This window comes from Microbacterium sp. I2 (assembly GCF_051364985.1).
In the GTDB taxonomy this organism is placed as follows: Bacteria; Actinomycetota; Actinomycetes; order Actinomycetales; family Microbacteriaceae; genus Microbacterium.
This window is the reverse complement of sequence record NZ_JBLWIH010000007.1, coordinates 417449-442761: the sequence shown is the minus strand read 5'-3', so window position 1 is coordinate 442761 and position 25313 is coordinate 417449. Positions and strand designations below refer to the sequence as shown.

Annotated in this window: 21 protein-coding genes and 2 pseudogenes; 8 read left to right on the top strand and 15 right to left on the bottom strand. The window is 70.0% G+C overall.

Features of this window, described 5'->3' with window-relative positions:
- Window positions 1-52 precede the first annotated feature (52 nt).
- Complete coding sequence (locus tag ACLKM7_RS07210) at window positions 53-2197, bottom strand: DEAD/DEAH box helicase (RefSeq protein WP_436446460.1); 2145 nt, start codon at window positions 2195-2197, stop codon at window positions 53-55.
- Window positions 2198-2604: 407 nt separating this feature from the next.
- On the opposite strand from ACLKM7_RS07210, the pseudogene ACLKM7_RS07205 reads away from it, so the two are divergent.
- Both ACLKM7_RS07205 and ACLKM7_RS07200 read left to right on the top strand, forming a co-directional pair.
- A pseudogene (locus ACLKM7_RS07205) lies at window positions 2605-3201 on the top strand (hypothetical protein); the annotation flags it as partial.
- Between the two features lie 209 nt (window positions 3202-3410).
- Window positions 3411-4055, top strand: a complete 645-nt coding sequence (locus ACLKM7_RS07200) for an antibiotic biosynthesis monooxygenase (RefSeq protein WP_436446459.1) — start codon at window positions 3411-3413, stop codon at window positions 4053-4055.
- Between the two features lie 1405 nt (window positions 4056-5460).
- Here the strand turns inward: ACLKM7_RS07200 and ACLKM7_RS07195 are convergent.
- The 6 genes and pseudogenes from ACLKM7_RS07195 to ACLKM7_RS07170 form a co-directional block, all read right to left on the bottom strand.
- A pseudogene (locus ACLKM7_RS07195) lies at window positions 5461-8643 on the bottom strand (efflux RND transporter permease subunit); the annotation flags it as partial.
- An 87-nt stretch (window positions 8644-8730) separates the two neighbouring features.
- The gene (gene crcB, locus ACLKM7_RS07190; protein WP_436446458.1) at window positions 8731-9120 is read right to left on the bottom strand and encodes a fluoride efflux transporter CrcB; all 390 of its coding nucleotides are present in this window, start codon (window positions 9118-9120) and stop codon (window positions 8731-8733) included.
- Window positions 9117-9527, bottom strand: coding sequence for a fluoride efflux transporter FluC (locus tag ACLKM7_RS07185; protein ID WP_436446457.1), 411 nt, complete (start codon window positions 9525-9527; stop codon window positions 9117-9119). The genes crcB and ACLKM7_RS07185 overlap by 4 nt, the downstream gene beginning before the upstream one ends.
- Window positions 9528-9536: 9 nt before the next feature.
- Window positions 9537-10532 carry a DNA topoisomerase IB gene (locus tag ACLKM7_RS07180; RefSeq protein WP_436446456.1) on the bottom strand — a complete coding sequence of 332 codons (996 nt, stop codon included), beginning with the start codon at window positions 10530-10532 and terminating at the stop codon, window positions 9537-9539.
- A gap of 82 nt (window positions 10533-10614) precedes the next feature.
- Window positions 10615-10881 (bottom strand): DUF7218 family protein, encoded by a 267-nt coding sequence (locus ACLKM7_RS07175; RefSeq protein ID WP_436446455.1) that lies wholly within the window; start codon window positions 10879-10881, stop codon window positions 10615-10617.
- 50 nt (window positions 10882-10931) lie between these two features.
- The gene (locus ACLKM7_RS07170; protein WP_436446454.1) at window positions 10932-11819 is read right to left on the bottom strand and encodes an SDR family oxidoreductase; all 888 of its coding nucleotides are present in this window, start codon (window positions 11817-11819) and stop codon (window positions 10932-10934) included.
- Between the two features lie 224 nt (window positions 11820-12043).
- Between ACLKM7_RS07170 and ACLKM7_RS07165 the strand changes: the two genes are divergently transcribed.
- A complete protein-coding gene (locus ACLKM7_RS07165; protein ID WP_164861705.1) occupies window positions 12044-12208 on the top strand; it encodes a hypothetical protein in 165 nt (54 codons plus the stop codon).
- A gap of 82 nt (window positions 12209-12290) precedes the next feature.
- On the opposite strand, the gene ACLKM7_RS07160 is transcribed toward ACLKM7_RS07165, so the two are convergent.
- Complete coding sequence (locus ACLKM7_RS07160; protein ID WP_436446453.1) at window positions 12291-13070, bottom strand: MerR family transcriptional regulator; 780 nt, start codon at window positions 13068-13070, stop codon at window positions 12291-12293.
- 156 nt (window positions 13071-13226) lie between these two features.
- On the opposite strand from ACLKM7_RS07160, the gene ACLKM7_RS07155 reads away from it, so the two are divergent.
- Entirely contained in the window at window positions 13227-14102 is an 876-nt protein-coding gene (locus tag ACLKM7_RS07155) for a DUF4097 family beta strand repeat-containing protein (protein ID WP_436446452.1), read from the top strand.
- Between the two features lie 2 nt (window positions 14103-14104).
- A complete protein-coding gene (locus ACLKM7_RS07150; RefSeq protein WP_436446451.1) occupies window positions 14105-14716 on the top strand; it encodes a PadR family transcriptional regulator in 612 nt (203 codons plus the stop codon).
- A gap of 151 nt (window positions 14717-14867) precedes the next feature.
- Here the strand turns inward: ACLKM7_RS07150 and ACLKM7_RS07145 are convergent, their stop codons facing one another.
- Complete coding sequence (locus tag ACLKM7_RS07145) at window positions 14868-15407, bottom strand: universal stress protein (protein WP_436446450.1); 540 nt, start codon at window positions 15405-15407, stop codon at window positions 14868-14870.
- A gap of 191 nt (window positions 15408-15598) precedes the next feature.
- Here ACLKM7_RS07145 and ACLKM7_RS07140 point away from each other — a divergent pair, with 191 nt between their 5' ends.
- Window positions 15599-15793, top strand: coding sequence for a DUF3073 domain-containing protein (locus ACLKM7_RS07140; protein ID WP_436446449.1), 195 nt, complete (start codon window positions 15599-15601; stop codon window positions 15791-15793).
- Window positions 15794-15796: 3 nt separating this feature from the next.
- Here the strand turns inward: ACLKM7_RS07140 and ACLKM7_RS07135 are convergent, their stop codons facing one another.
- Window positions 15797-16177, bottom strand: a complete 381-nt coding sequence (locus ACLKM7_RS07135; protein WP_436446448.1) for a TIGR02611 family protein — start codon at window positions 16175-16177, stop codon at window positions 15797-15799.
- A gap of 73 nt (window positions 16178-16250) precedes the next feature.
- On the bottom strand, window positions 16251-17498 hold the full coding sequence (locus ACLKM7_RS07130) for an MFS transporter (RefSeq protein WP_436446447.1): 1248 nt from the start codon (window positions 17496-17498) through the stop codon (window positions 16251-16253).
- Between the two features lie 221 nt (window positions 17499-17719).
- On the opposite strand from ACLKM7_RS07130, the gene ACLKM7_RS07125 reads away from it, so the two are divergent.
- Window positions 17720-18097 (top strand): YciI family protein, encoded by a 378-nt coding sequence (locus ACLKM7_RS07125; protein WP_436446446.1) that lies wholly within the window; start codon window positions 17720-17722, stop codon window positions 18095-18097.
- A gap of 131 nt (window positions 18098-18228) precedes the next feature.
- Here ACLKM7_RS07125 and purF read toward each other — a convergent pair whose 3' ends face one another.
- Both purF and purM read right to left on the bottom strand, forming a co-directional pair.
- Window positions 18229-19689, bottom strand: coding sequence for an amidophosphoribosyltransferase (gene purF / locus ACLKM7_RS07120; protein WP_436446445.1), 1461 nt, complete (start codon window positions 19687-19689; stop codon window positions 18229-18231).
- Between the two features lie 37 nt (window positions 19690-19726).
- Entirely contained in the window at window positions 19727-20881 is a 1155-nt protein-coding gene (gene purM, locus ACLKM7_RS07115) for a phosphoribosylformylglycinamidine cyclo-ligase (RefSeq protein ID WP_436446444.1), read from the bottom strand.
- 129 nt (window positions 20882-21010) lie between these two features.
- Between purM and ACLKM7_RS07110 the strand changes: the two genes are divergently transcribed.
- A complete protein-coding gene (locus ACLKM7_RS07110) occupies window positions 21011-21622 on the top strand; it encodes a zinc-binding alcohol dehydrogenase (protein ID WP_436446443.1) in 612 nt (203 codons plus the stop codon).
- A 50-nt stretch (window positions 21623-21672) separates the two neighbouring features.
- On the opposite strand, the gene ACLKM7_RS07105 is transcribed toward ACLKM7_RS07110, so the two are convergent.
- Together ACLKM7_RS07105 and ACLKM7_RS07100 are read right to left on the bottom strand one after the other, a co-directional pair.
- Window positions 21673-22026, bottom strand: coding sequence for a potassium transporter Trk (locus ACLKM7_RS07105; RefSeq protein ID WP_436446442.1), 354 nt, complete (start codon window positions 22024-22026; stop codon window positions 21673-21675).
- Between the two features lie 121 nt (window positions 22027-22147).
- Window positions 22148-25189, bottom strand: a complete 3042-nt coding sequence (locus ACLKM7_RS07100; RefSeq protein WP_436446441.1) for an HtaA domain-containing protein — start codon at window positions 25187-25189, stop codon at window positions 22148-22150.
- Between the last annotated feature and the right edge of the window lie 124 nt (window positions 25190-25313).

The following is a 25313-nucleotide window of genomic DNA, read 5'->3' as shown; positions in this document are numbered from 1 at the left end:
CGGGTCCGAAGACCCGCCCCCGAAGCTGCGGTGGTGCAGTGGTGCCGTGGTGTCAGCGTGCCTGGCGGAGGGCCTCGATCACGTGATCGCCCGGACGCACCTCGTCGAAGGGCGCATCGATCTCGGCGCGCTCCAGCATCTCGGTCATGCGACGACGACGCTGACGCGTGATGAGCGTCACGACGGTGCCCTCGCGGCCGGCGCGGCCGGTGCGGCCCGAACGGTGCAGGTACGTCTTGTACTCGTCCGGCGGGTCGGCCTGCACGACCAGGTCGATGTCGTCGACGTGGATACCGCGGGCGGCGACATCCGTCGCCACGAGCACGTTGACACGTCCCGACGTGAGCCGCTCCAGATTGCGCGTGCGCTTGGCCTGGTTGAGGTCGCCGTGCAGGGCGAGAGCGCGGATGCCGGCGTCGTCGAACTCCTCGGCGAGCATCTCGGCGTACGCGCGCGTCCGCGCGAAGACGAGCGTCTTGGCATCGCGGTCGACGAGCGACGTGAGGATCTCGGCCTTGTCGCGGTGGTCGATCACGAGCACGCGGTGCTCGATGGTTCCGGACTCCTGGTCCTCACCGGCGACCTCGTACACCGCGGGCTCGACGAGGAACTCGTCGACCAGCGACGCGACCTCGCGGTCGAGCGTCGCCGAGAACAGCAGCTTCTGGCTCCCGTCCGCAGTGTGACGCAGGATGCGCTGCACCGGCTCGAGGAACCCCAGCTCGCACATGTGATCGGCCTCGTCGAGCACCGCGATGCGGATCTGCGAGAGGTCGAGCTTGCCCTGGTTGAGCAGGTCCTCGATGCGGCCAGGCGTGCCGATGATGATGTCGACGCCCTTCTTGAGAGCGCCGACCTGGCGGCCCTGCGGCACACCACCGTAGATCTGCGTCGTGAACAGCCCGACGCTGCGGGCGATCGGCTGGATCGTGCGGTCGATCTGCAGCGCGAGCTCGCGCGTGGGCGCCATGATGAGGGCTCGCGGCGCACGACCGAACTCACGGCGTCCGCCCGACTGCGAGCGCAGCACGCTCTCCACCAGCGGCGCCCCGAAGGCGATGGTCTTGCCCGAGCCGGTGCGACCACGGGCGAGCACGTCCTTGCCGTCGAGGATCGAGGGGATCGTCGCGGCCTGGATGGGGAACGGATGCTGCGCACCGAGGTCGGCGAGCGTGCGGACGATGTTCTCGCCCAAGCCCAGATCGCCGAACGTCACGTTCTCGACCTCGCCGGCCTGGACGGCCTCGGCCTGCAGTCGCTCGTGGACGACATCGACCTGCGCCTCACGCGCGGCCGTGCGGGTCGGTGCGTTCCAGTCGGAGCGGTTCGGCGCGTCGGAGCGACGCGGGCGCCCTTCCTGACGCGGGCGGTCGTCGCGACGGGGACGGTCGTCGCGACGGGGACGGTCGTCATACGAACGAGCCGGGCGGTCACCGCTATCGCGACGAGGACGGTCGTCGAACGAACGAGCCGGACGGTCACCGTTGTCGCGACGCGGACGGTCATCGAACGAACGAGCCGGGCCGTCACCGCTGTCGCTACGCGGACGGTCATCGAACGAACGAGCCGGACGGTCACCGCTGTCACGACGAGGACGGTCATCGAACGAACGAGCCGGACGGTCACCGCTGTCACGACGAGGACGGTCATCGAACGAACGAGCCGGACGATCAAAGGAGCGCGCGCCACGGTCCGACGACGAGGAGCGGCGGTCGTCGCCCCGGTAGGACGGACGCGCGTCGCCGAACGAGCGACGGTCGTCGCGGTTCACACGATCAAGTCGCGGCGCCCCGGCGTCGCGCGCACCACGGTCTCCGGCATCCCGACGGGGACGGTCATCGTACGAACGGGCCGGACGGTCATCACGACGCGGACGATCATCGAACGAACGAGCCGGACGGTCATCACGACGCGGACGATCATCGAACGAACGAGCCGGACGGTCATCACGCGCGTGGGTGCGAATGCCGCGGGCCTCGTCACGGCCGACCTTCTCCTGGGCGCTCCAACGGCGCTTGGGAGAGGTGTCCGTCGAATCGGCGCGGTGGCCGCGGTGTCCCGCGCTCTTGCTCCCGGGCTTTCCGGCGGAGGATTCACCGGGACGACGCTTGCGGTCCTGATAGCTGGTCTTTGCGCCGTAGCGCGGCTCGAAGTTCTTCGCGGGCCGTCCGCCGGCGGGCTTCTTGTTCTTGGGCATGGGTGACTTTCTGGGTTGTTCTCGCAAGAACAGCGCTCCGCATGCCGCCGCGCACGATCGCGCGCAGCGGGGAGTAACCCGGACTCTCGTCGGCCGGGGGCCATTCGATATTGATGGTCGTCGAGGCGGAATCGCCCTGACCATCGGCCCCTTGGACTCACAAACCCATCCGCGTGACGCGGTGTCCAGAGCCGACTCCCCCACCTTACCGGGGTCGTCTGCGCACATCCTGTACGCGCCTCTGAAATATTCGGCCAGCGCTCTCCCGGCATACAGCGTTACTGTTTCCCCAGCGGCTTGCCGCTGAACTGGGGATTGTTGCCGTACGCGGCGGACCTCGGTGACGGGTCCGCCTGGGGGGTCGACCCGACACCGGACGGTTCGCCATAGAACCGATCGTGAGTCGAATGTCTCCCACGACCCTTTCCGCCGCAGCAACCGCGCCACCTGGTCCGGCGGGCACGCGTGGCCTTCCGTCGACGGCAGTCGGCGTTCCATCCTCGGCCCTGCCGACCGTCCATCATGCCGCGACTGCCCACCGAATCGGTCGTCTCGCCGTCCTCTCCCTGCCGTTGGGCGTGATCATCTCGGTCCTCACGACGCGAGACGCACTGTGGTGGCAGCTCCACTTCTCACAGCTGGGCACGTTCGCCGACGTATCGGGACGCGTCTTCAACACGAGCGTGATGTTCTCGGGCTTCGTCCTCGCCGTCTACGGCGTGTTCGTCGCGCTCGCGCTCCCGGCCGGCACTGGCCGCCGCACCGCCCGCGCGTTCCGCGCGGCGATCGTGTCGGCCGGGCTGCACCTGACCGCAGTGGGCCTCGTGCCCATTCCGGTCAGCGCGCAGATGCACGACCTGATCGCGATCGGCCTGGCCCTGTCGTTCCTCGCGATCGTCTGCGCGGGTCTGGCGCTGCCGGGGCGCAGCCGCCGGTTCCGCCGCGCGACCATGCTCTGCGTGGGACTGCTCGCAACAGGGATGGCCCTGCTGGCAGCCGGCCTGATCACCCTCGCGTTATTCGAGTTCGTGGCGTTCGTCTCGATGGGCATCTGGCTGCTGTCGCTGCCGCGCGCGCTCGCCCACCGACCCGCCGGGAAGGACGATGACGGCGGGATGCCGCATCCCGCCGTCCCTCACATGACCGGTCGCCGTGCCACATCGCGTCGTCCGGCATCCGCCCCGGTGATGGTGCGGCGTGCCGCACGCCGAGAATGGATGTCATGGCAGAACCCGTGGCCCACCCCATCACCGTCGCGATCGAACGACGCATCGACCCTTCCCGCACCGCCGAAGCCACGAGCTGGATGCAGGCGGGCACCGACCTCGCCACCGGCTTCCCCGGTTTCCTCGGCTCAGGCTGGGTCCGCGCGGGTGAGAGCAGCGACCTCTGGTACATGCTCTACCGCTTCCGCGACATCCCGACGCTCGAGGATTGGGAGCAGTCCGGTCAGCGCGCGTGGTGGCTGGAATCCGGGCGCGCCTTCGCCCGTGAGGTCCGCGTCGAACGCCGCACCGGCATCGAGGGCTGGTTCGACGCGCCCTTCGCCACGGACGTCGAGCCGCGGGATGCCGATGGCCGTCCGCGCGGCTCCGACGCGATTACGCCGACCGGCCCCATCCATCAGCCCATCCCGTCGGCGCCGCCCCGCTGGAAGCAGGCCGTCACGATCTGGCTGGGCTTCTTCCCGACGAACCTGCTCGCATCGTGGCTGCTCGGATTCGTGCCCGGCTTCAGCGAGTGGCCGCTGATCGCACGCGTGGTCGTCACCACGGTGCTGCTCACGCCCGTCATGACGTACGCGGTGCTGCCTTGGGTGACGCGGATGCTGCGTCCGTGGCTGCACCGATCAGCCTGAGTCCCGTCCGGCGTCCTGTCGGCCGCCGCGAACCTGCGAAAACACCAGCCCGTCACCAAGACACGCCGACACCGGATGCCCCACCCCGGCGTGTCACCTCCCCGACTGGTGTTTTCGCCTGTCAGTCCCAGGTGTCGCCGGCGCCGGGCCGCTGACCCCGCCCACCCGAGCCGCCGCGAACCTGCGAAAACACCAGCCCGTCACCAAGCCACGCCGACACCGGATGCCCCACCCCGGCGTGTCACCGCCCCGACTGGTGTTTTCGCCTGTCAGTCCCAGGTGTCGCCGGCGCCGGGCCGCTGACCCCGCCCACCCGCGCCGCCGCGAACCTGCGAAAACACCAGTCCGTCACCAAGACACGCCGACACCGGATGCCCACCCCGGCGTGTCGCCTCACCGACTGGTGTTTCCGCGCTCCAAGCCGCCGGAGTCGTCGGCTCCGGGCAGCTGACCCCGCCCACCCGAGCCGCCGCGAACCTGCGAAAACACCAGTCCGTCACCAAGACACGCCGACACCGGATGCCCCACCCCGGCGTGTCACCTCACCGAGTGGTGTTTTCGCCCGTTAGTCCCGGGTGTCGCCGGCGCCGGGTTCGTCCGAGTCGGGCTCGGGTGCCGGCTCAGGATCGACTTCGTCAGCCGATCCTGAAGCCTCGGGGAGCGGCCCAGGCTCGGCCGGTTCGTCCGCCGGGGCTGCCTCCGGCGCCTCGGGCTCGGCTTCCTGCTCGGGCTCGGCTTCCGACTCCGCGTCGGGCTCAGCTGCTTCGTCCGTCAGGGCTGCCTCCGGCGCCCCCGGTTCGGGCTCGGCTTCCGGCTCGGGCGCGGCTTCCGGCTCGGGCTCGGGCTCCGGCTCGGCCTGGGGCTCAGGCGCGGCCTCGGGCTCGGCGTCCGGCTCGGGCTCGGCTTCCGGCGCGGCCTCGGGCTCGGCGTCCGTACCGGGCTCAGAGTCGGGGCCGTACTCGGCCTCTCCGCTGTCGTCGGACGCCGTCACGTGCTCGACGGCGGCATCCTCGGACGGGTCCGCCGCGGGTGACGAAGGCACCGCATCGATGACCGCCGGCGCGCCGTCCTCGAGCGCGGGAGCCGTCGCGGATTCGGCAGCGCCGCCCACGGGGGTCTCATCCGTCGGCGCGTGCCCCTCAGGCACCGCTGCGCGTGCGGCATCGGTCTTCGCCGGGACCACCCCGCCACTCTCGCCCCCGACGGGCACCTCGATGTCGGGCCCCTCCTCGAGGGGCGGCACGTCGACCGTCGCGAGTTCCATGGCGCCGGTAGCCAGACCTGCCTCACGTGCCCGGCGCTGACGCCGCGTCTCGAAGGCGGCGTCCGCGGCGGCTCCCGCCGTCACGCCGGCGCCGACGAGAGCCGGCTCAGCCGCGGCTGGGCCCACGCGCCCCGAGGCTCCCGGCGACGCGCCAGCGGCGCCTGGAGGGGGCGTGGGGACCGTCCCGCTCGTCGGCCCGTCGCCCTCAGAAGCCGGACCGCCGTCGCCACCGTCATCACCGGCGCCGCCGCGGCGTGCCCGGCGGCGTTCCTTGGCGCCCTCGACGAGGTTGTACAGCGTCGGCAGCACGAGCAGGGTGAGCACGGTCGACGACACCAGGCCGCCGATCACGACGATCGCCAGCGGCTGCGAGATGAACCCGCCGTGGCCGGTGATGCCCATCGCCATCGGGGTGAGAGCGAAGATCGTGGCGAGCGCCGTCATGAGGATAGGCCGCAGGCGTCGTGCCCCACCGGCGATCGTCGCGTCGTGCGCCGACAGTCCCTTCTCGCGGTACTGGTTCACCAGGTCGACGAGCACGATCGCATTCGTCACCACGATGCCGATGAGCATCAGCACACCGATGAGCGACGCGACGCCCAGCGGCACGCCGGTGGCGATCTGCAGCAGGATCGCGCCGGTCGCCGCGAACGGCACCGACACCAGCAGCAGCAACGGCTGACGCAGGGACTTGAACGTCGCGACCATCACGATGTAGACGATGAGGATCGCGGCGAGCAGCGCGAGGCCGAGCTGCGAGAACGAGTCCTGCTGCTGCGACACGACACCGCCGAGCGACGCATCTGCCGAGGCCGGCAGGTCGGCGTCCTCGAGCGCGAGGGTCACCGTCGAGGTCGCGGCAGCGAGGTCGTCGGTCGACGGCGTCACCGCGACAGTCGCCGTGCGCTGGCCGCCTTCGGTGGTGATGGAGGCCGGACCCTCGCTCTCTTCGACGGTCGCAAGCTCTTCGAGGGCGACCGGTCCGGCCGCTGTCGGGATCTGCAGCCGGCGCAGCTCGTCGATCGTCGCCGGTGTCTGCGACGCGGCGAGGTAGACGGTGAGCGTCGAGTCGTCGATCTCGACCGTGCCGATCGACTGCGGCTGCATCGTGTTCGAGACGATCGCGCCGACGGCGACCTCCGAGAGGCCGCGCTCGGCGGCGGCGTCTCGATCGACGACCACCGCGATGTAGGGGAGCGATGCCGCGAGGTTGCTCGTGACCTGGCCGACGCCCTTCGAGCCCTCGACCGCGGCGACGACCGCGTCGGTCGCCTCCTGCAGCGTCGACGAGTCGGGAGCGGTGACGTCGATCTCGATGTCGCTGGAGCCGAAGCCGCCGCCCGAGGCGGCGACGGTGACTTCACCGACGTCGTCGAGGTCGGCCACCGCCTGCTGCACGTCCTCACGCAAGGCGACCTGGTCGACGTCGGGATCCGTCGTGATCGAGTACGTGATGCCGGCGCCTCCGCCGGAGAACGCGTCCCGTAGCGGCGAGCCGCTCGAACCGATCGACACCTGCACGGTTTCGATGCCCTCGATGCCGATGAGGGCGTCCTCCACCTTCTCGGCGGCGGCGTCTTCGGCGTCGAGGCTGGGCGAGGGGCCGATGTCCTGCGTGACGGTGAGCGTGTTCTGTCCCGAGTCGCCCAGGAAGTTGGTCTTCATCAGCGGCGCGGCGGCGACCGTGCCGGCGAGCACGAGCACGGCCAGCAGCAACGTCACCCACGAGTGCTTCAGCGTCCATCGCAGAACCGGCAGGTAGGCCTTCTGCAGGCGCGAGGGCGGAGCGTCCGGCGCCTCGGGGTCGACCTGAGTGCCGTTCGCGTCCAGCAGCGGCTTCCCCGGGCGCAGGAACCAGTACGCCAGCACCGGGACGATGGTGAGCGCCACGAGCAGCGAGGCGAGCATGGCGATCGTGACGGTGAGCGCGAACGGACGGAAGAGCTCTCCCGTGATGTCTCCGACGAACGCGATCGGCAGGAAGACCGCGACCGTGGTGATCGTCGACGATGTGATGGCCGCCGCGACTTCACGCACCGCCCGCTTGATCGAGGCGAGCTTGTCGGCGTCGCCCACGTAATGGCGCTTGATGTTCTCGATCACGACGATCGAGTCGTCCACGACGCGACCGATCGCGATGGTCAGCGCCCCGAGGGTCAAGATGTTGAGCGAGTAGCCGAATGCCTGAATGCCGATGAACGTGATCAGCACGCTGGTCGGGATCGAGATCGCCGTGACCAGTGTGGCCCGCACTGAGAGCAGGAACACGAGGATGACGAGCACCGCGAACACCAGTCCGAGCAGCCCCTCGACGGCGAGGGTCTCGATGGACTGCTCGATGTAGGGCGCCTGGTCGAAGACGACGGTGAACTTCGCGCCGTCGAGAGAGTCCTCGAGCGACGGCAGCAGGTCGAGCACGCCGTGCGAGACCTCGACCGTGTTGGCCGCGGGCAGCTTCGTGATCGCGATCGTCAGCGCCGGTTCGCCGTCCACGCGCGATATCGAGGTGACCGGATCGGCCTCCTGGGTGACCGTCGCCACCTCTCCGATCGTCACCTCGCCGGTCGCGAGCTGCTCGGCCGACGTCGGCACCAGGGGGAGCCCGGCGATGTCGTCCGCGCTGGTCAGCTTCGAGCCGGTCTGCACCGTGAGGGTCTGATCGTTCTCCGTGATGTCGCCACCGGGGAAGAGCACGCCGTTCTGCTCCATCGCGTCGGTGATCGCCTGCTGGCTGAAGCCGGCTTCGGCGAGCGCGGCCTGGTCGGGCGTGATCGTGATGCGCTGTCCGACGCCGCCGACGATGGATGCCGCGTTGACGCCTTCGACGTCTTCGAGGTCGGGAACGACGGATGCCTCGAGCTGGGCCTGCACCGTGGCCTCGTCGTCGTAGCCGGTCACGGCGAGCTGGATCACCGGGAAGTCGTCGATGCTCGCCGACAACACCGACGGTTCGACGTTTTCGGGAAGCTGTCCCTCGATGCGGTTGATGGCCTGCAGGATCTTCTGCTCGGCCGTCGCGAGGTCCGTGCCGTACGTGAACGAGGCCTGGATGACCGAGGCATTGGTCGTACTGGTCGCCGTCGTGGATTCGAGGCCCGCGACCCCTTGGATCGCCGTCTCGATCGGCGTCGACACGTCGTTGTTGACGACCTCGGGCGACGCGCCCGGATACGTCGAAACGACGATGAGCGCCGGGAACTCGATCGAGGGGATCAGCTCCTGCTTGAGGTTCGTCAGCGCCAGGCCGCCGAAGATGGCGGCCACGATCGTGATCAGCGCGATCAGCGCGCGGTTCTTGAGACTCAGGACGGCGAGGTTCGACACGGCTGCCTTCACTGGGAAAGTGGTGCTGTGGGGATGCGGGAGCCCGCGACGATACGAGGATGTATCGGATTCAGTATTTCATGACGCTCAACGGCCCAGAGCCGCCGCGATCCCGGCGCCGACGGCGATGCCGAGCCCCGCACCGGCCAGCGCGAGCACGAGGGTGCCGAACAGGTTGAGCGCGGCATCCCGCCACCGCCGCCGCTCGGCAAGCAGCACGGTCTCGACCGACACCGTGCTGAAGGTCGTATACCCGCCGAGCAGGCCCAGCCCGAGCGCGAGCGACAGCTCGGGCGCGACGGCGGTGCCGAGCCCGGTGACCAGTCCCAGCGCGAGAGAGCCCGACACGTTCACCACGAGGATGCCCGTGGGGAACCGGCCGCCGTCCTTCGGGGTGAGGCCCCGGTCGACGACGTATCGCAGCCCGGCGCCCAGGCCCCCGCTCACGGCGATGACGAGCATCAGCCACGCCCTCATCGGGCGTCCTGCGGAAGCTCGATCTCTCCCGGACGATCAGCGATCCGGCGCCCGATGAAGAGCCCGGCGATCGCGCCGGCGATTCCGGCGGCGAGGGATGCCCCGGCCAGGCCGATCGCGAGCCACGGGGTGCTGATCCACAGCGCCGTCTGCACCGCGAAGGCGCTGTAGGTGGTGAACCCTCCGAGCACGCCGGTGCCGAGGAAGGCCCTCGCGCGCGGGTGCCGGTCGTCCAGCCACCCGACGACGATGCCCAGCAGCAGCGAGCCTGCCGCGTTGATCGCGAGCGTGACCCACGGCACGATCTCATCGCCGACCGGGTCGACGATCGCCGCACGGCCCAGCACGCCGATCGCTCCGCCGACCATCACGTACGCGAGGGTGCGCTGGTCGACCGGCTGGGGCATCCCCTCACGCTACTCGCGGTCGCGGATCGAGCCGGAGCGCGAGCCCGGGCGCAGCAGTCCCCGGATCGCCGACTCTGGCGAGATCGACAGGTCGAGGAGGTGACCGTCCTGGTAGCGCGCGAACACGCGCGGGTCGATGTAGGAGCCACGGGCGACGGCCGGCGTGTTGCCGAGTGCCTCTGCGGTGGCCCGCACCGCGAGCTGCTCGGCGCGCTTGCGATCGGACTTCGTGTCGACCGTTCCGATGCGGGCAAGGGCCTCCGCGGCGAGGATCGTGCCCCGCAGCGTGCGGAAGTCCTTGGCGGTGAACGTCCCGCCGGTCAGTGACCGCACGTAGGCGTTGACCTCTGCCGGGGTGAGCGGCACTCGTCGCCTGCCGCGTTCCCATGCCAGCAGCGACGAGCGCGGCCGGCCGGTCGCGAGAAGCTCCATCACTGCGGCGAGGTCCGCGTCGTCGATCTCGAGCAGCTGCCGCTTGCCGCTCTTGCCCGGAAAGCTGAGGCAGACGATGGGGGCGTCCACGGAGGCATCCCGTCGCTGAAGCGTCGTGAGTCCCCGGCTGCCGTGGGCCGTGAGGTAGCGCTCCGAGCCGATGCGCGGCGCCGCCTGATCGAGCAGGCGGAACGACACCGCGAGCACGCGCTCCCGGTCGAGCGCATCGCGACGCAGGGATGTGGTCACTCGGCCTCGCGCCCGGGGCAGCACCTCGGCGAGCGCGAGCGCACGGGCGTATTTGCCGCGATCGCGGCCCGCCGTCCAGTCCGGGTGGTAGATGTACTGCCGCCTGCCGGCGTCGTCCGTTCCGACTGCCTGGATGTGCCCGTCGGGCCGCACGCTGATCCAGACGTCCTCCCACGCCGGCGGGATGACGAGCGAGTGGATGCGGTCGAGATGGCGCTGCGCCGGGGTGCCGCCCTTGGCGTCGAGATAGCGGAAACCGGAGCCTGCGCGCACCCGGCGGAACCCGGGGTCATCGAGCGGGCGGACGCGCGCGAGTCTCGGCATCCGTCCCCCTCATCCTTCAGCCCCGCCCGGCGAGGCACGCCGAGCTCGTGTCAGTGATCGTCCGCGTCAGCGGAGGCGCGACTCAGTGGTTGCGCAGCATGGAGATCAGCTCGGACTTCTTCTTGCCCGAGTATCCCGTGAGACCGAGCTCCTTCGCACGCTTGCGCAGCTCCGGCACCGTGCGGTCGTCGTAGTCCTCGGCGCTGCCGCCGCGGCTTCCGACCTTCTTGCGTCCCTGGCTGGCCGCGGCGTTGGAGATGCGGGCGGCCTTCTCTTTGGACGCTCCGTCTTCACGGAGCTCCTCGTACAGTTCGCGGTCCTTCAGATTCGACCCGCGTCCCTTGGGCATGTCCCTGTTCCTTCCTTCGTCGTCGGCGCCGTGGATGCCTGGCGGCGTCGTCAGAGTCCCTTGCCGCCGGTGACCGGCAGGATCGCACCCGAGACGTACGACGCGTCCTCACTCGCGAGGTACACATAGGCGCCGGCGAGTTCCGCCGGCTGCCCGGCGCGCCCGAGGGGCGTGTCGGCGCCGAAGCTGTCGAGGCGCTCCTGGTCCCAGCCCGTCGCGGGGATGAGCGGCGTCCAGATCGGGCCAGGAGCCACGCCGTTCACACGGATGCCCTTCTCCCCGAGATCCTGCGCGAGCGCCTTGACGAACGCGACCTGCGCGGCCTTGGTCATCGCGTAGTCGATCAGTCCCGGCGACGGGTTGAACGCCTGGATCGAGGTGGTGACGATGATCGACGAGCCCGGCTTCAAGTGCGGGATGGCGGCACGGGCGGTGAACAGCTGAGCGTAGAGGTTGGTGCGGAACACCCGATCGAACTCCGAGGTCTCGAGCTTGTCGACACCCTCGCGATCCTTCTGATACGCCGCGTTCAGCACGAGGATGTCGAGCCCGCCGAGCTCGGCGACGGTACGGTCGACGATCTCGCCGCAGAACGACTCCTCACGCAGATCGCCCTCGAGCGCGAGCGCCCGCATCCCCGCCTCGGTGACCCACCGCACGGTGTCGTCGGCGTCCTCCTTCTCCTCCGGCATGTACGTCAGCGCGACGTCGGCGCCTTCGCGCGCGAACGCGATCGCCACCGCGCGGCCGATGCCGGAGTCGCCGCCCGTGATCAGAGCGCGCCGTCCACTGAGCTTCAGCGAGCCTCGGTAAGACCGCTCGCCGTGGTCGGGCTCGGGCCGGGTCTCCTCGGTCAGGCCGGGTTGATCCTGCTGCTGCGGCGGGAATCCGTCGCTGTGATGCTTCTCGGTGGGGTCGGTCGGCTCAGAGGTGGTCATGCCGCGACGCTACGTGCGCGCGCCCCCCGGTTCACAGGGGTTGACATCGTCATGGTGCACGCACTACCCGTCGTCGGCCGACGACCGCTGGAGCGCCTATCACCGGCGCGGGAATCACGTCAAGCCCCTACGCCCGGGGTCCGGCATGGTGCCAGTCTCAGAGGGTGCCCATGAGGCATCCGGTGCGCTACCCCGCGCATCGACGACGGAGAAGGAGAACCTCCATGAACCTCGCCTTGATCATCATCATCGTCGTCGCGATCATCCTCGCGATCGTCGGCGGCCTCAACTCGGCGCTGAGCTGGCTGCTGTGGGTGGCGCTCATCGTCGGAGTGATCGCGCTCATCGCGTTCCTGTTCAGGGTCATCAGCGGGAGCCGGAACACCTGACGTCCGACCCGCAGACCGGAATGAACGGATGCCGCGGCCTCATCGGCCGCGGCATCCGCTCTTTTCCACACCCGGGTGGGGACTACAGGTTCGCCTCCGCGTAGATCCGGAGCGCGTCGCGCACGAACTCGGCACCGGCGGTGCCACCCTCGCTCGTCGCGTAGTGGGCGCCGAAGCGCTCGTCGGCCACGTACATCTCGCCGAGGCCGATGACGTAGCCCTTGACGTCACCGCCCGGGACGGCGGCGGGCGTGCCGGGCACTCCGGTCAGCCACTCCACGTGTCGCTTGGCCAGGGCCTGCGCCTCGACGCTCTCGGGCGCGATGCCGGCCTCGGCTGCCGCGATCCAGTCGCGACCGAGATCAGACACTCGCTGCTGCCACGCGGCCTTCTCGTCGGCGCTCATCGAGCGCCACCAGCGGTCGCTGTCGGCATAGGCTTTCTTGCCCCAGCGCTCCTCGACCTCTTCCTTGTACTGCGTGTGGTCGAAGCCGTCGAACATGTTCTCTGCCATCAGTCGTTCACCTCCTCTCAATGCACTGATCGTGGTCTCGACCGACGCGATCTGCCGCGTCAGCCGGTCCTGCTCCTGCCGCAGCCACGCCAGATGGCTCTGCAGGGCGTGCTCCTCGGATGCCTCCCGCTGGAGCACGTCCCCGATCTGCGGCAGTCCGAGACCGAGCTCGCGCAGCAGCAGGATGCGCTGCAGGCGCACGAGCGCGGCCTCGTCGTAGTAGCGGTAGCCGTTGTGGCCGATGCTCGACGGCGTAAGCAGGCCGATGTCGTCGTAGTGCCGCAAGGTGCGGCTCGTCGTGCCGGCGAGCTTCGCGATCTGCTGGATCGACCACTCCCTCTCGTTCATGTCCTTCACGCTAGAGGTTGACGTTGCGTCAATGTCAAGGTCGCCGTCTCCCCCTTGGGGACACGCTTGACCACATCGCGATATATCGTGTTACACTCGTCTCACGCGATATATCGCGAATCGACCGAACGACTCGGAAACGACAGGAGTAGCAGCATGGCCCTGGAGAAGTGGATCATCCATCCGGGCGAGACGCGCGTGATCGACATCGAGAATGTGCGCTCCCTCAAGGTCGGCCTCGTCGCCGGCCAGATCGACGTCATCGCCCACGACGAGCCCGGCGCTCGCATCGAGGTGCACGGCGTCACCGTGAAAGACCTGCGCATCGAGGTGAACGGCGATCTTCTCGAGATCGACCACCCTCAGCTGCGTTGGGACAACTTCCTCGAAGTGTTCCGCAACTTCGGCTCAGGCGGTCCCCGCGCAGAGATCAGCGTCGCCGTGCCCCGCGCCGTCGCCCTGAACCTCGGAGTGGTCAGCGCCAGCGCGCTGGTCGCCGGACTGCACAGCGACACGTCCCTCAACACCGTCTCGGGCGACATCATCGTCGACGGCCTCACCGGCGACCTGCGGGTCAACGCCGTGTCGGGCGACGTGCAGGTGCGCGGCCTCGAGGGCTCGCTGAGCGCCAACAGCGTCTCGGGCGACATCGCCGCCACCGGCGCCCTGAGCCGGGCATCCATCGACACCGTGTCGGGCGCGATGCTCGTCGACTCGAGCGGCGACACGAGCAGCGTCAGCCTCAACACCGTGAGCGGCAACGCCACCGTGCGCCTGGACGACGGCTACCCCGCAAACTATGTCATCCGCAGTGTCAGCGGTCGCGTCCAGGTCGACGGCGAAGTGCGGTCCGGTCGCGGCACCGGCCCCACGACGAACTTCGTCGGCGCGGCCGGCGAGCTCAGCGGCAGCTTCGCCGACGTCCGCGTGAACACGGTGTCGGCAGACGTGACGGTGCTGCGTCGTCCGGCGACGCCGGCGACCGAGACCCCCGCCGACGCGGCAGCCGGCGTCGACGAAGAGGAGTGGTGAGCATGACCCCGGTCTTCTCTCACGGCGACCTTCGCCTGTACCTGCTGAACCTGCTCGACGAAGGACCCCGGCACGGCTACGACATCATGCAGGCGCTGTCGGACCGCACCGGCGGCACCTACACCCCGAGTGCCGGCACCATCTATCCGCGGCTGGCGAAGCTCGAGGAGGAGGGTCTGGTGACCAAGAGCGTGGACGGCCGCAAGACGGTGTACGCGATCACCGAAGCCGGCCATGCCGAAGTTGAGGCGCGCGCCGGTGAGCTCGAAGGGATCGAGGCGGGTCTCGCCGACTCGGTGCGCCTCATCGCCGACGAGGTGCGCGGCAGTGTGCGCGAGGCGATGAAGAGCCTTCGGGCCGATCTCGCCGCGGCGACCGCCGACGAGCGCGCGCACGCCTCACAGGCGCCGCGCGGCGGCGACGACCCGAGGGTGCTCGCCCGCGAACAGCTGCAGCGTGCCGACGCGGCGGTGAACGAGTTCCGGGCCCGTGTCCGCAGCGACCTGCGCACGCACGTCGCGCGGGGCGGCGACCTCGCGGCCTCTCTGGTCGACGAGCTGGCGTCCGACCTGGACCGGATCGCCCGCGACATCACCCGCGCGCTGCGCGGCTGAGCCGCAGCATCCCCTCGCCGCGCTCAGCGGCCGCCGACCCCCATCCGCGAGAATCCATCTGGCGGACGAGACGGTGGTTAGCACCCACCCTTCGTCCGTCCGGTGGGTTCTCGCGGTCGAGAGGGCGCCGGCGAGGCGGCGGAGGCGCGGCTCAGGCGGGCCAGATCTCTTCGTCGTCGGCAACGGGCTCGCCGAGCGGCACGATCAGGATCGGCCGGTGCTGGCGGTGCGCGAGACGCGCCCCTACCGAGCCGGTGAAGAACTCGCGGATCGACTCGCCGATCCCGCGCTTGCGCGTGCCGACGACGAGCAGTCGTGCGTCGATCTGATCGGCGAAATGCTTGAGCGCCATCGCCGGGTCACCCACGAGCTGGCGCACGGTCCATTCCAGACCGGACTCACCGAGGACGGATGCCGCGGCATCCTGCACCTTCGTCAGCTCGCCCTCGCCTGCCGCGATGTTGAGATCGATCGGCGCCGAATGCACGTAGCCGTCGGGATCTTCGTACGTCACGAAGCGGGTCACATCGACGTGGACGACCACCAGCGGCGCCTGGAACAGCTTGGCGTAGCGCGCCGCCTCCTTGAGCACCCGCGGCGGCTGATCGGGAATGACTCCCGCGATGACCGCTCCCTGCAGCCCCTTGTTCGTCATGGCGTCGTTCGCGGTCTCGGATGCCTCGTCGGTCATATGTCCGCACTTCCTTCTCGGGATCGCCTCCGGAGTCCCCCGCCGAAGGCCGCCGGAGCCGCCGGGGTGCGGGGCTCCGTGTTATTCTGAATGCTACTCTTACCGGTTCGAAGCCGGATTCGTGAATGCCCGGGTTTGCGGCGGCCGATCGCCCGCATGCATCCCGCGACTCAGATATGAGGGGGTCTCGCATGGGGCGTGGCCGTCAGAAGGCGAAGCACACCAAGATCGCCCGAGAGCTGAAGTACGACACGTACAACGTGAACTACTCGGCGCTCGAGCGCGAGCTCGGTCATCCCAGCGACGACGCGTACGTCGACAAGTGGGCGGACGAGTACAGCGACGAAGACGAGGACGAGACCTCGCCCGTCTCGTCGCAGGCGTAAGCCCTACACACCCTCGGGCGAGTCGGCCCGCGTCGCCGCCTTGCGCGCGCGGCGTGCGCGCCACCACGCCCAGAAGCGTTCGAGCATCCGCTTGAGCCCTGCTGCGGCGCGGCGCGCCCAGTGGAACTCGGTGCCGAGCACGGCGAGGCCGAGGAACACGATCAGCCAGCCTGGGCCGGGCAGCGGCACGAGCAGCAGTCCTCCCACGGCGAGCACGCCACCGATGACACCGACGCCCGTGCGGTAGGCCGCATTCAGTCGCGGGTGCTTGTCTATCCACACGCGCACGCGCCGCAGCATCCGCCTGATCGGGCGGCTGGGCTGCTCGGCGGCGGCGATGTCGGCCCGGACGGCGGACTCGAGGGTGGGGTTCTCGGTCGTCATGCCGCGACGCTAACACGATATATCTCGAGACGGCTGTGAGACCCGTGTCGACGGAAGCCGTGTGACGGATGCCTCACCACGCGCCGTGGCGAGACTCCCATTCGTCCTCGACCGTGTGCTGCCGCGCCGCGACCACTCCAGCCGGGATCGCCGCGGCGATGACGGCGGCCAGCACCACGAGCGGTGCCGTCCACGAGCCGGTCGCGTCGTGGAGCAGCCCGATGCCCACCGGGAACAGCGCGGCGATGGCGTAGCCGCCACTCTGCACGAAGCTGCTCAGCGCGACCGCGCCCTCGTGGGTGCGGGTGCGGAGCCCGAGCAGCACGAGGGTGAGCGGGAACAGCAGCGGTGCCGAGGCGAACAGCGCGACCCACAGCCACGTCGCGAAGGACGGCGCGAACAGCAGACCCGCGACGCCCACGAGACCGGAGACCACGGCGACGCCGAACAGCACCCGCGTCGCGTTGCCGCGCGTGACCAGGAGCGGCACCGCGAGCGACGCCGGCAGCCCCATGAACCCGAACAGCGCCAGCAGCACGCCGGCCACGGCGGGGGTGAACCCGGCGACGTCGACCAGCAGCTTCGGCAGCCACGCGAACGAGGTGTAGGCGATGACGCCCGAGACCGCGAATCCCACCAGCAGTGCCCACGCGAGCGGCAGGCGCCACATGCGTCCGAGCACGCGGGGGCTCGCCGCCTCGATGTCGTCTCCGTTCGCCTCCGCCTCGGATCGGTCGAACGAGGCGCGCCGCACCGCCAGCCCGATCCACGGCACGGCGGCGGCCAGCGCGAAGACCGCCCACAGCCCGAGCGAGACCTGCCAGGTCGAGGCATCCGCCACCGGAACCGCGATCAGCGGCGGCACGAACGTCGCGACGGCCATCGTCGTCGAGAAGACCGTCGTCATGAGCCCGACGCGATCGGGGAAGTACCGCTTGACCAGCGGCGGCGTCAGGATGTTGCCCGTGCCGACGGCGGCGAAGACGAGCGCGGTGCCTGCCAGCAGCAGGCCCGAGTTCGGGGCCAGGCTGCGGGCGACGAGCCCGATGGCGACCACGACCATCGCCGCGACCGCGAGCCGCTCGAGCCCGAACCGCCGCTCGAGGGCGGGCGTCAGCAGTCCGAAGACCGCATAGCAGACCGGCGGTGCCGTGCCGATGAGTCCGATGACCGCCGCCGGCAGGTCGAAGTCCGCCGCGATGTGGTCGAACAGCGGCGACAGCGAGGCGACCGCCGATCGCAGCGAGAAGGCGAACAGCACGATGCCGACGAGGGCGAGGGTCCGTCCCTGCCAGAGCGGGCGGGCAGGAGTCGGATTCACTCCCCAAGCCTACGGGCCGGTGGGATGCCGCGATTCGCAGTGGCCTCCGCGCAATCCCCTGCCCGAAATCCGGCTCGGTCACGGCGACGCGCCGGTCACCCCGCCTCGACCCCGGCGTGTCGGGTCACCGAACCGGATATTGGGAGCATGTCGATTTCGCAGCCCCCCGTTCGACGCAAGGATGAGGGCGACACCACGCCCCCCACGAGAGAGGATCCATCATGACTCAGTACTTCCTGACCGTGCCCCACGACTCCGCGAGCGAGCCGACGATGGAGTCGATGCAGGAGTTCGACCCCGCGGAGCTGGCCGCCGTCATGGCGGCGGTCGACGAGTTCAACACCGCCCTCAAGGACGCCGGCGCGTTCGTGTTCGCCGCGGGACTCAACCCGCCCTCCACCGCGAAGACCGTCGAGGTGACGTCCGGCGAGACCCGCGTGCTCGACGAGCCGTTCGTCGAGGCCCCGTCCTACGTCGGCGGGTTCTGGGTCATCGAGGCACCCGACGAAGCCGCTGCCCTCGATTGGACCGCCAAGGCTGCGGCGGCGCTGCAGGGCCGCATCGAGGTGCGCGCGGTGCAGGAAGCACCCGAAGCTTGACGGCAGCCTGCTCGAAATCCGGCTCGGTCACAGCGACACGCGGGTCACCCCGCCTCAACCCCGGCGTGTCGGGTCGCCGGGCCGGATTTCGGGCAGGGAGCGGACCGGGAACGGATGCCTCGGGCAGGAACTCAGCTCTCCTGGGAGCCCTCGACCCACTCGAGGTACTCCTCGGTGACCGTGCCGGTGATGTAGCGGCCGTCGAAGCAGCTCATGTCGAGATCCTCCACGTCCGAGCCTTCGAGGATCGCCGCCTTGAGGTCTGCGACCTCCTGGTACACGACGAAGTCCGCGCCGAGCTCCTCGGCGATCTCGGGGATCGTCCGGCCGTGCGCGACGAGCTCGTGGCGCGAGGGCATGTTGATGCCGTAGACGTGCGGGTAGCGCACCGGCGGCGCGGCCGAGGCGAACGTGACGGTCTTGGCTCCGGCATCCCGAGCCATCTGGATGATCTCTTTCGACGTCGTCCCGCGCACGATCGAGTCGTCGATCAGCAGCACGTTCTTGCCCTTGAACTCGCTCGACATGGCGTTGAGCTTCTGTCGCACGCTCTTCTTGCGCACGGCCTGCCCGGGCATGATGAACGTGCGGCCGACGTAGCGGTTCTTGTAGAACCCCTCGCGGTACTCGACGCCGAGCTTGCGCGCCACCTGCATCGCCGCCGGGCGCGAAGAGTCCGGGATGGGCATGACGACGTCGATCGCCTCGCGCGGCGTGTGCTTGGCGATGGTGTCGGCCAGGCGCTCACCCATGCGCAGGCGCGCCTCGTACACGGCGATCCCGTTCATGACCGAGTCGGGGCGGGCGAGGTACACGTACTCGAACGAGCACGGCACCAGCTTGGGATCGGCCGCGCACTGGCGCGTGTGCAGGTTGCCTTCGAGGTCGATGAAGACCGCCTCGCCGGGGTCGACGTCGCGCACGATCTCGAATTCGCCGTTCTCGAGCACGAGCGACTCGCTCGTGACGACCCACTCGTAGTGCCCGTCGTCGTGCTTGCGCGTGCCCAGGATCAGGGGCCGGATGCCGAACGGATCGCGGAACGCCAGCAGACCGTAGCCGGCGATCAGGGCGATCGTCGCGTAGGAGCCCTCGACCCGCTCATGCACGCGCGTGACGGCCTGGAAGACCTGCTCCGGGTCGAGTTCGAGGCCCGAGATCGACTCCTGCAGCTCGTGCGCCAGCACGTTGACCAGCAGCTCGGTGTCGGAGCTCGTGTTGAGGTGACGGCGGTCCTTATGGAAGAGCTCGGCGCTGAGTTCACGCGTGTTGGTGAGGTTGCCGTTGTGCACCAGGACGATTCCGTAGGGGGCGTTCACATAGAACGGCTGCGCCTCCTCCTCGTTGGTGGCGGTGCCCTTGGTCGCATAGCGCACATGGCCGAGCCCGATCTCGCCGAGCAGTCCGCGCATGTCGCGCGTGCGGAACGACTCGCGCACCTGACCGCGGGTCTTGTGCATGTGCACGGTGCCGCTGCGCTCGGCGGTCGAGATGCCCGTGGAGTCCTGACCTCGGTGCTGCAGCAGGAGGAGAGAGTCGTAGATCTCCTGATTGACGGGGCCTCGCCCGACCATCCCGACGATTCCGCACATGGGTGTTGCCTGCTCCGTTTGAGGTGTGAAACCGCGGTCAGTGCGCCGCGTTGCTCGCATACGCGCCGACCAGGCGCACCGCGCCGCCGTCGACGCCCTTGGCGCCTTGCTCGAAGTCGCCGTCCGGCCGGGGGCCGGTGTGCACCACGCCGACCTGCCACGCGGCGATGCCTTCGTGAGACAGAGCGGATGCCGCGGCATCCGCCTTCTCCGCCGCCACGACCGCGAGGAACCCGATCCCGAGGTTCCACGTGCCCTCGGTCGACTCGAGCTCGAGGTCGCCGAGGTCGGCGAGGACGCGGAAGACCGGCGGCGGTGACCAGGTCGACCGGTCGACCTCGACCCACGTGTCCTGCGGGAGCACGCGTGCGAGGTTCGCGGCGATGCCGCCGCCGGTGACGTGGCTGAGGGCGTGGATGCGGTCACCGTGATCGGCGATGAGGCGCAGCAGCGGCTGCGCGTACAGGCGCGTGGGCTCGAGCAGCGCCTCACCCCACGTCGAGCCGTGTGTGCCGAGGTCGGCGGCGCGGTCGCCGTACTGGATGCCGGCACCCGCGACGATGTGGCGCACGAGCGAGTAGCCGTTGGAGTGCAGTCCCGAGCTCGCCAGCGCGAGCACGACATCGCCGTCCTGGACGCGTTCGGCGCCGAGCACTCGCGACGCCTCGACGAGGCCGGTGGCGGCGCCGGCGACGTCGTAGTCGTTCGGTCCGAGCAGGCCGGGATGCTCAGCGGTCTCGCCGCCCACGAGCGCGGTGCCGGTCTCGGCGCAACCGGCCGCGATACCTCGGACGATGTCGGCGATCCGCTCGGGGAAGACCTTGCCGCACGCGATGTAGTCGGTCATGAAGAGCGGCTTCGCTCCCACCACGACGATGTCGTCGACGACCATGCCGACGAGGTCGAGGCCGATCGTGTCGTGCTTGTCGATGGCCTGCGCGATCGCGACCTTCGTGCCGACGCCGTCGGTGCTGGTCGCGAGCAGCGGCTTGTCGTACGCCTTGAAGGCCGTCGCGTCGAAGAGTCCGGCGAAGCCGCCGACGCCGCCCAGGACCTCGGGTCCGTGCGTGCGCCGCACGGCCGACTTCATCAGCTCGACGGCGAGATCGCCCGCAGCCGTGTCGACGCCGGCAGCGGTGTACGGGTTCACCGGCTCAGGGCGGGAGCGGGCGTCGCGTTGGGAGGAGGCCACGGCTACCAGCCTACCGGCGGCATCAGGGCGCGGATGCCGTGAGTCCGCGCCGGGCGACGGCCGTTCCCGCGCGGCCCGAGCTCAGCGGCACCGGATCTGCCCGAGCCGCCCGGACCTAGAATGAACGGCATGGGCAGCGCTGGGGCTCCGGAATGGCTGATCCGCGAAGACGCCGGTCAGCCGGTGCTTCTCGCCCTCTACCTGCGCCAGGTCCTCGGCATCCGATCGCCCGAGGAGCTGCCTCATCTGCGCGGGATCCCTGCGCGCGCCAACGACCGGGCCGAAGAGGCACAGGCCCTGCTCGAGCGGCAGTGGCGCGAGTACTGGGCGATGACGGTCGAACCGCAGGCTCACCCGGCCGAGGTGCCCCTCGAACTGGTCGACGGGTACGACACGCTCCTGGCCCTCCCCTCGCGCGGCGCCGAGCAGCTGCGAGCCGCCGTCACTCCGTTCGGGCCTGAGGCGCTCGCGTTCGCGCAGTCGGCGAATGCGAGGTACCGGCGCGACGCTTCGCACGGCACGGGCACGGCGTACCGGGCCTATGCGAGCGCCATCGCCGAGCACGAGCGGCAGGTCGGCCGGCGGGCGCACTCGTTCGAACTCAACGTGCAGGTGCTGCCGCTCACTCAGCGGGGAGTGTGGTGGATCGGATCGCTCACGGTCGCCGTGACCGACGGACTGCGCGGGGATGTCGCGGCCTTCGACGCCGCGATCCACCCGATCATCGCCGAGCTTGCCTGATCCCACTGCGAGCCTGAGCCGGCGGGAGGCGGCGCCGCAGTGGGCCGACCTCAGTGGCCGGGGCCGTGCCCGTTGGTGCCGGGCTCGGGGTCGACGTGCACGGACTCGTGGTCGACGGTGACCTGACGCGTGCGCCCCTGCGAACGGCGGTCGAGGATGAGCGCCGTGACGCCTGCCAGCGCGATGCCGATCGGCACGCAGACGAGGGCGAGGAAGCCGAACACCTGACCCTGGGAGTACTCGACGCCGGTGTTGGGGCTGGGGTCGGCGGTGCCGTTGAACGCGAACGTCAGGATCAGCGCCACCAACAGGCCCACGGCCCCGCCCGCGATCAGGAAGACCGAGATCTTGGGTGCGCGACGCACGCGGACGGTCTCGATGCGATCCTGGCTGTGCTCGGGCATGGCTCCATTGTCCCACTCGAAGGCGCTGCGCGGCGAGAGACGCAGGACGGCGCCCTCTCCGGAAGCCGAGGAGAGGACGCCGTCGCGGGGAGGTCGACGCGAAGCCGGTCTCCCCCGGGGATCACACCCGCGCCGTGCGGCGGCGGATGACGAAGACCCCCGCGCCGAGGAGGAGCATCGTCACGCTCACCCACAGCAGGTCGATCGGCGACTCGCCGCCTGTAGCGGCGAGATTCCCGGTCGTCGTCGAATCGCAGTCGACCTCGCTGCCGAGGGGGAAGGCGAACGACACCGGGTCCAGCGGCGTGCCGGCGGGGTAGAAGCCGGCGAAGGCCTCCGCCCCGGCCGCCGTCAGCGTCGCTGCAGCACCGCTCCAGCTGATGCGACCGGCCGTCTCGCTGACAGCCGGGAGCGAGAGCGTGGCGAAGACGACGCCGTTCGCGTCGACCGCCGTGCTGCCGTCGGTGGCCGTCGAACGCACGTCGACGATCAGCGACGCGGTGGAGGTGCCATGAACCTGAACCCGCGGGTTCGCGATCGTCAGGTCGAGCAGGCCGTTGTGCCCGGTGAAATGCGCAGAACCGCCGTAGGCGACGCGGCCACGGTCGGTCTCGGTGCTGTACGCGCCCGATCCCGCGGCCCAATCGATCGAGTACGAGCCATGGGCGATCGGACCCTGGATGTAGTTGCGGAAGCTCTCCTTGACGCTCCACTGGAAGGTCGCGCCCGCCACCGCTCTCGCGACGCACGACGGCTGCTCCGTCGGCACGACGGTCGCCGGCGCGGGCGCGGCGGTCACGGTGAGTGCCTGCGACACCGTCACGTCACCTGCCGTGGCGACCACGGTGTGCGCGCCGACCGGGAAGTCGGCGGGCACTGCGCCCGACACGGTGAAGGAGCCGTTCTCACCCACCACCGCGGTGCCGAGCGTGATCGGGTCGGAGTTCACCGTGACCGTGGCGGGGAGGTCCGATGGGAAGCCGGCGCCGCGCACCTCGAGCGCCCCGCCCTGCGCGACGGACCCGCTGCTCAGGAAGATGCTCGGCGCGATCTCGCCCTGAGCCACCGACACGGCGGCGAAGGCATCAAGCGACCGATCCGTGATCGAGAGCGCGTGCGCGGCGGAGGTCGCCACCTGGTACGTCCCGGATGCGAGCAGGGTGCCGGCCGGCACCGTCAGCGTCGTGGTGAAGCGACCGTCGACGATCTGGCGAGGCATGACCCATCCCTGGGCGATCCAGCCTGCAGAGGGCAGCGGTCCGTCACCCGACCACACGCTGGTCTCACCGAAGAGCACGTACGCACCGTTGACCGCCCCTGGCCCCGCGAAATTCTCGCCCGTGATCGTCAGCACGTTCTCGATGGTCGGGTCGAGGTCGGCATTCGGCGCCACCGTGATCGACGGCGCCGGAGCCGGCTCAGCGAACGAGATGGCCACCGACTGCTCATTGGCCGCCTGCACGACGCCGCCCGCACCCACGGTGAAGACCGCGAGCGTGGCTCCGTCCAGACGCTTCGCGTCGAGGGCCGCCTTGTCGATCTCGACCTCCCACGTGAAGTCGGCCGTCCCATCGCCGTTGTCCGTCCACTGCAGGTACGGCGAGGCGCTGTTCACGCCCTGGACCCACACCGAGTACGCGTTCGAACGGGTCGCCGCCGCGGCGCCCTCGGACGGGCGCCAGCCCCCGGCCAGCCATCCGATCTGCGCGTAGACACCCGCGGGCTGTCCGGCGGACGGACCGTGGATCGCCTGCGCGTCGGTGCTGTAGTTCTCGCCGGTGATCGTGATGGTTGCGCCCTCAGGATCGAGGCCCGACGTCTGCGAGACGGAAAGCGTCGGAGTCGGGGCGGGTGCGGCGTCGGCGAACTCGATCTCGGTGAAGGTCGAGAACGGGGCGTACGTCGCGCCGCCGCCCGCGAAGGTGCGGATGCCGTACGCGGCCTCGGCGGGGGCCGCATCGAGTTCACTCACGGTGAGCTGGGTCGCGAACGCGCCGTCGGCCGAGACCACGATGCCGCCGGCGGCCGCGCCGCCGATCTTGCCCAGGTCGGATTCGAGCACGGCCCACTTCGTCGTCTGGGGGGAACGTGGCGCCGCCGTCCACGTCTCACCGACGTAGTACCCGAACTGCACGTAGGTGCCGCCGAACGATCCGGTGAGGGGCGGCCGGGTGGCGTCGGTCGCGGGCGGGACGGTCACAAAACCCTCGCCCGCGACATCCACCGTCTCGCCTGCTGCGTCGAGGTCGGCGGTCTTCGACACCACGACGGCGGGGGTCTGCGGCTGCGGAGCCGACGTGACCGAGTAAGTGACGGCCGCCGACGATGACGCGGCGTGCGCGACGGCATCCGACGGGGTGAACGCGGCGGTGAGGCTGTGCGATCCGACGGTCAGGGAGCTCGTCGAGATCGACGCTGCGCCCGACGCGACGGTCGAGCTGCCGAGAGACGACTCGCCGTCGAAGAACTCGACGGTTCCGGCCGCAGCGGGCGTGACGGTCGCCGTGAGCGTGACGGATGCCCCGACCTGGGACTCCGCCACGGGCGAGGCTGCCAGGCTCGTGATGGTGGTGACCGGTTCGGGGGCCGCGGGCGTGTACGGCACGGTGAAGCTGAGGGCGTCGAGGGCCGTCCCGGCGCTGTAGAAGCCGGCGAACGCGGCCGCTCCCTCGGCGGTGAGCACGGCCGGCGCGCTGGTCCAGGTGACCGTGTTCTCACCCGTCGAAGGTGCCGGCAGCGTCAGCGACGCGAAGGGCACGGCATCCTGATCGATCGCCGGGTTCTCTCCGAAGGCCACCGAGTTCACGTCGAGGTACAGCGTCGCGGCGGTCGCGCTCGTGATCTGGATGCGCGGATTCGCGAAGCGCAGATCGAGCAGCCCGTCGTGCCCTGAGAAGTGCACGTCACCGGGGTACGACACCGAGCCCACGAAGGATGAGTCGTCGACGATGCCCGTGCCGCCGGACCATGCGAACGGGTAGGTGCCGGTCGCTCCACCGCCGGTCGTGATGCTGCCGTGAGCGATCGGACCGCGCAGGTAGTTCACGAAGCTCTGCTTGACGCCCCAGCTGAGCGTTGCGCCGCCCACCGGCGCGTCGGCCGCATGGGACGGGACGGCGATGCCCACCACGGCCGCCGATGCGATGAGCGCGCCGGTCAGCACGCTTGCGAGCGTCCGCCGCAGCGGGGCCCTTCGATTTCTCACCACGACGAGACCTCCAGGTATAGGTGGATCGTTGACTTCGGCGCCGCGGGTGGCGCGCGTAGTTAGCTTAGCCTTACCTTAC

Excerpts from the sequence above, each read along its gene's own strand:
- ACLKM7_RS07210 (WP_436446460.1), bottom strand. The coding sequence starts at position 2,197 with ATGCCCAAGAACAAGAAGCCCGCCGGCGGACGGCCCGCGAAGAACTTC.
- ACLKM7_RS07200 (WP_436446459.1), top strand. The coding sequence starts at position 3,411 with ATGGATGTCATGGCAGAACCCGTGGCCCACCCCATCACCGTCGCGATC.
- crcB (WP_436446458.1), bottom strand. The coding sequence starts at position 9,120 with ATGAGGGCGTGGCTGATGCTCGTCATCGCCGTGAGCGGGGGCCTGGGC.
- ACLKM7_RS07185 (WP_436446457.1), bottom strand. The coding sequence starts at position 9,527 with ATGCCCCAGCCGGTCGACCAGCGCACCCTCGCGTACGTGATGGTCGGC.
- ACLKM7_RS07180 (WP_436446456.1), bottom strand. The coding sequence starts at position 10,532 with ATGCCGAGACTCGCGCGCGTCCGCCCGCTCGATGACCCCGGGTTCCGC.
- ACLKM7_RS07175 (WP_436446455.1), bottom strand. The coding sequence starts at position 10,881 with ATGCCCAAGGGACGCGGGTCGAATCTGAAGGACCGCGAACTGTACGAG.
- ACLKM7_RS07170 (WP_436446454.1), bottom strand. The coding sequence starts at position 11,819 with ATGACCACCTCTGAGCCGACCGACCCCACCGAGAAGCATCACAGCGAC.
- ACLKM7_RS07165 (WP_164861705.1), top strand. The coding sequence starts at position 12,044 with ATGAACCTCGCCTTGATCATCATCATCGTCGTCGCGATCATCCTCGCG.
- ACLKM7_RS07160 (WP_436446453.1), bottom strand. The coding sequence starts at position 13,070 with ATGAACGAGAGGGAGTGGTCGATCCAGCAGATCGCGAAGCTCGCCGGC.
- ACLKM7_RS07155 (WP_436446452.1), top strand. The coding sequence starts at position 13,227 with ATGGCCCTGGAGAAGTGGATCATCCATCCGGGCGAGACGCGCGTGATC.
- ACLKM7_RS07150 (WP_436446451.1), top strand. The coding sequence starts at position 14,105 with ATGACCCCGGTCTTCTCTCACGGCGACCTTCGCCTGTACCTGCTGAAC.
- ACLKM7_RS07145 (WP_436446450.1), bottom strand. The coding sequence starts at position 15,407 with ATGACCGACGAGGCATCCGAGACCGCGAACGACGCCATGACGAACAAG.
- ACLKM7_RS07140 (WP_436446449.1), top strand. The coding sequence starts at position 15,599 with ATGGGGCGTGGCCGTCAGAAGGCGAAGCACACCAAGATCGCCCGAGAG.
- ACLKM7_RS07135 (WP_436446448.1), bottom strand. The coding sequence starts at position 16,177 with ATGACGACCGAGAACCCCACCCTCGAGTCCGCCGTCCGGGCCGACATC.
- ACLKM7_RS07125 (WP_436446446.1), top strand. The coding sequence starts at position 17,720 with ATGACTCAGTACTTCCTGACCGTGCCCCACGACTCCGCGAGCGAGCCG.
- purF (WP_436446445.1), bottom strand. The coding sequence starts at position 19,689 with ATGTGCGGAATCGTCGGGATGGTCGGGCGAGGCCCCGTCAATCAGGAG.
- ACLKM7_RS07110 (WP_436446443.1), top strand. The coding sequence starts at position 21,011 with ATGGGCAGCGCTGGGGCTCCGGAATGGCTGATCCGCGAAGACGCCGGT.
- ACLKM7_RS07105 (WP_436446442.1), bottom strand. The coding sequence starts at position 22,026 with ATGCCCGAGCACAGCCAGGATCGCATCGAGACCGTCCGCGTGCGTCGC.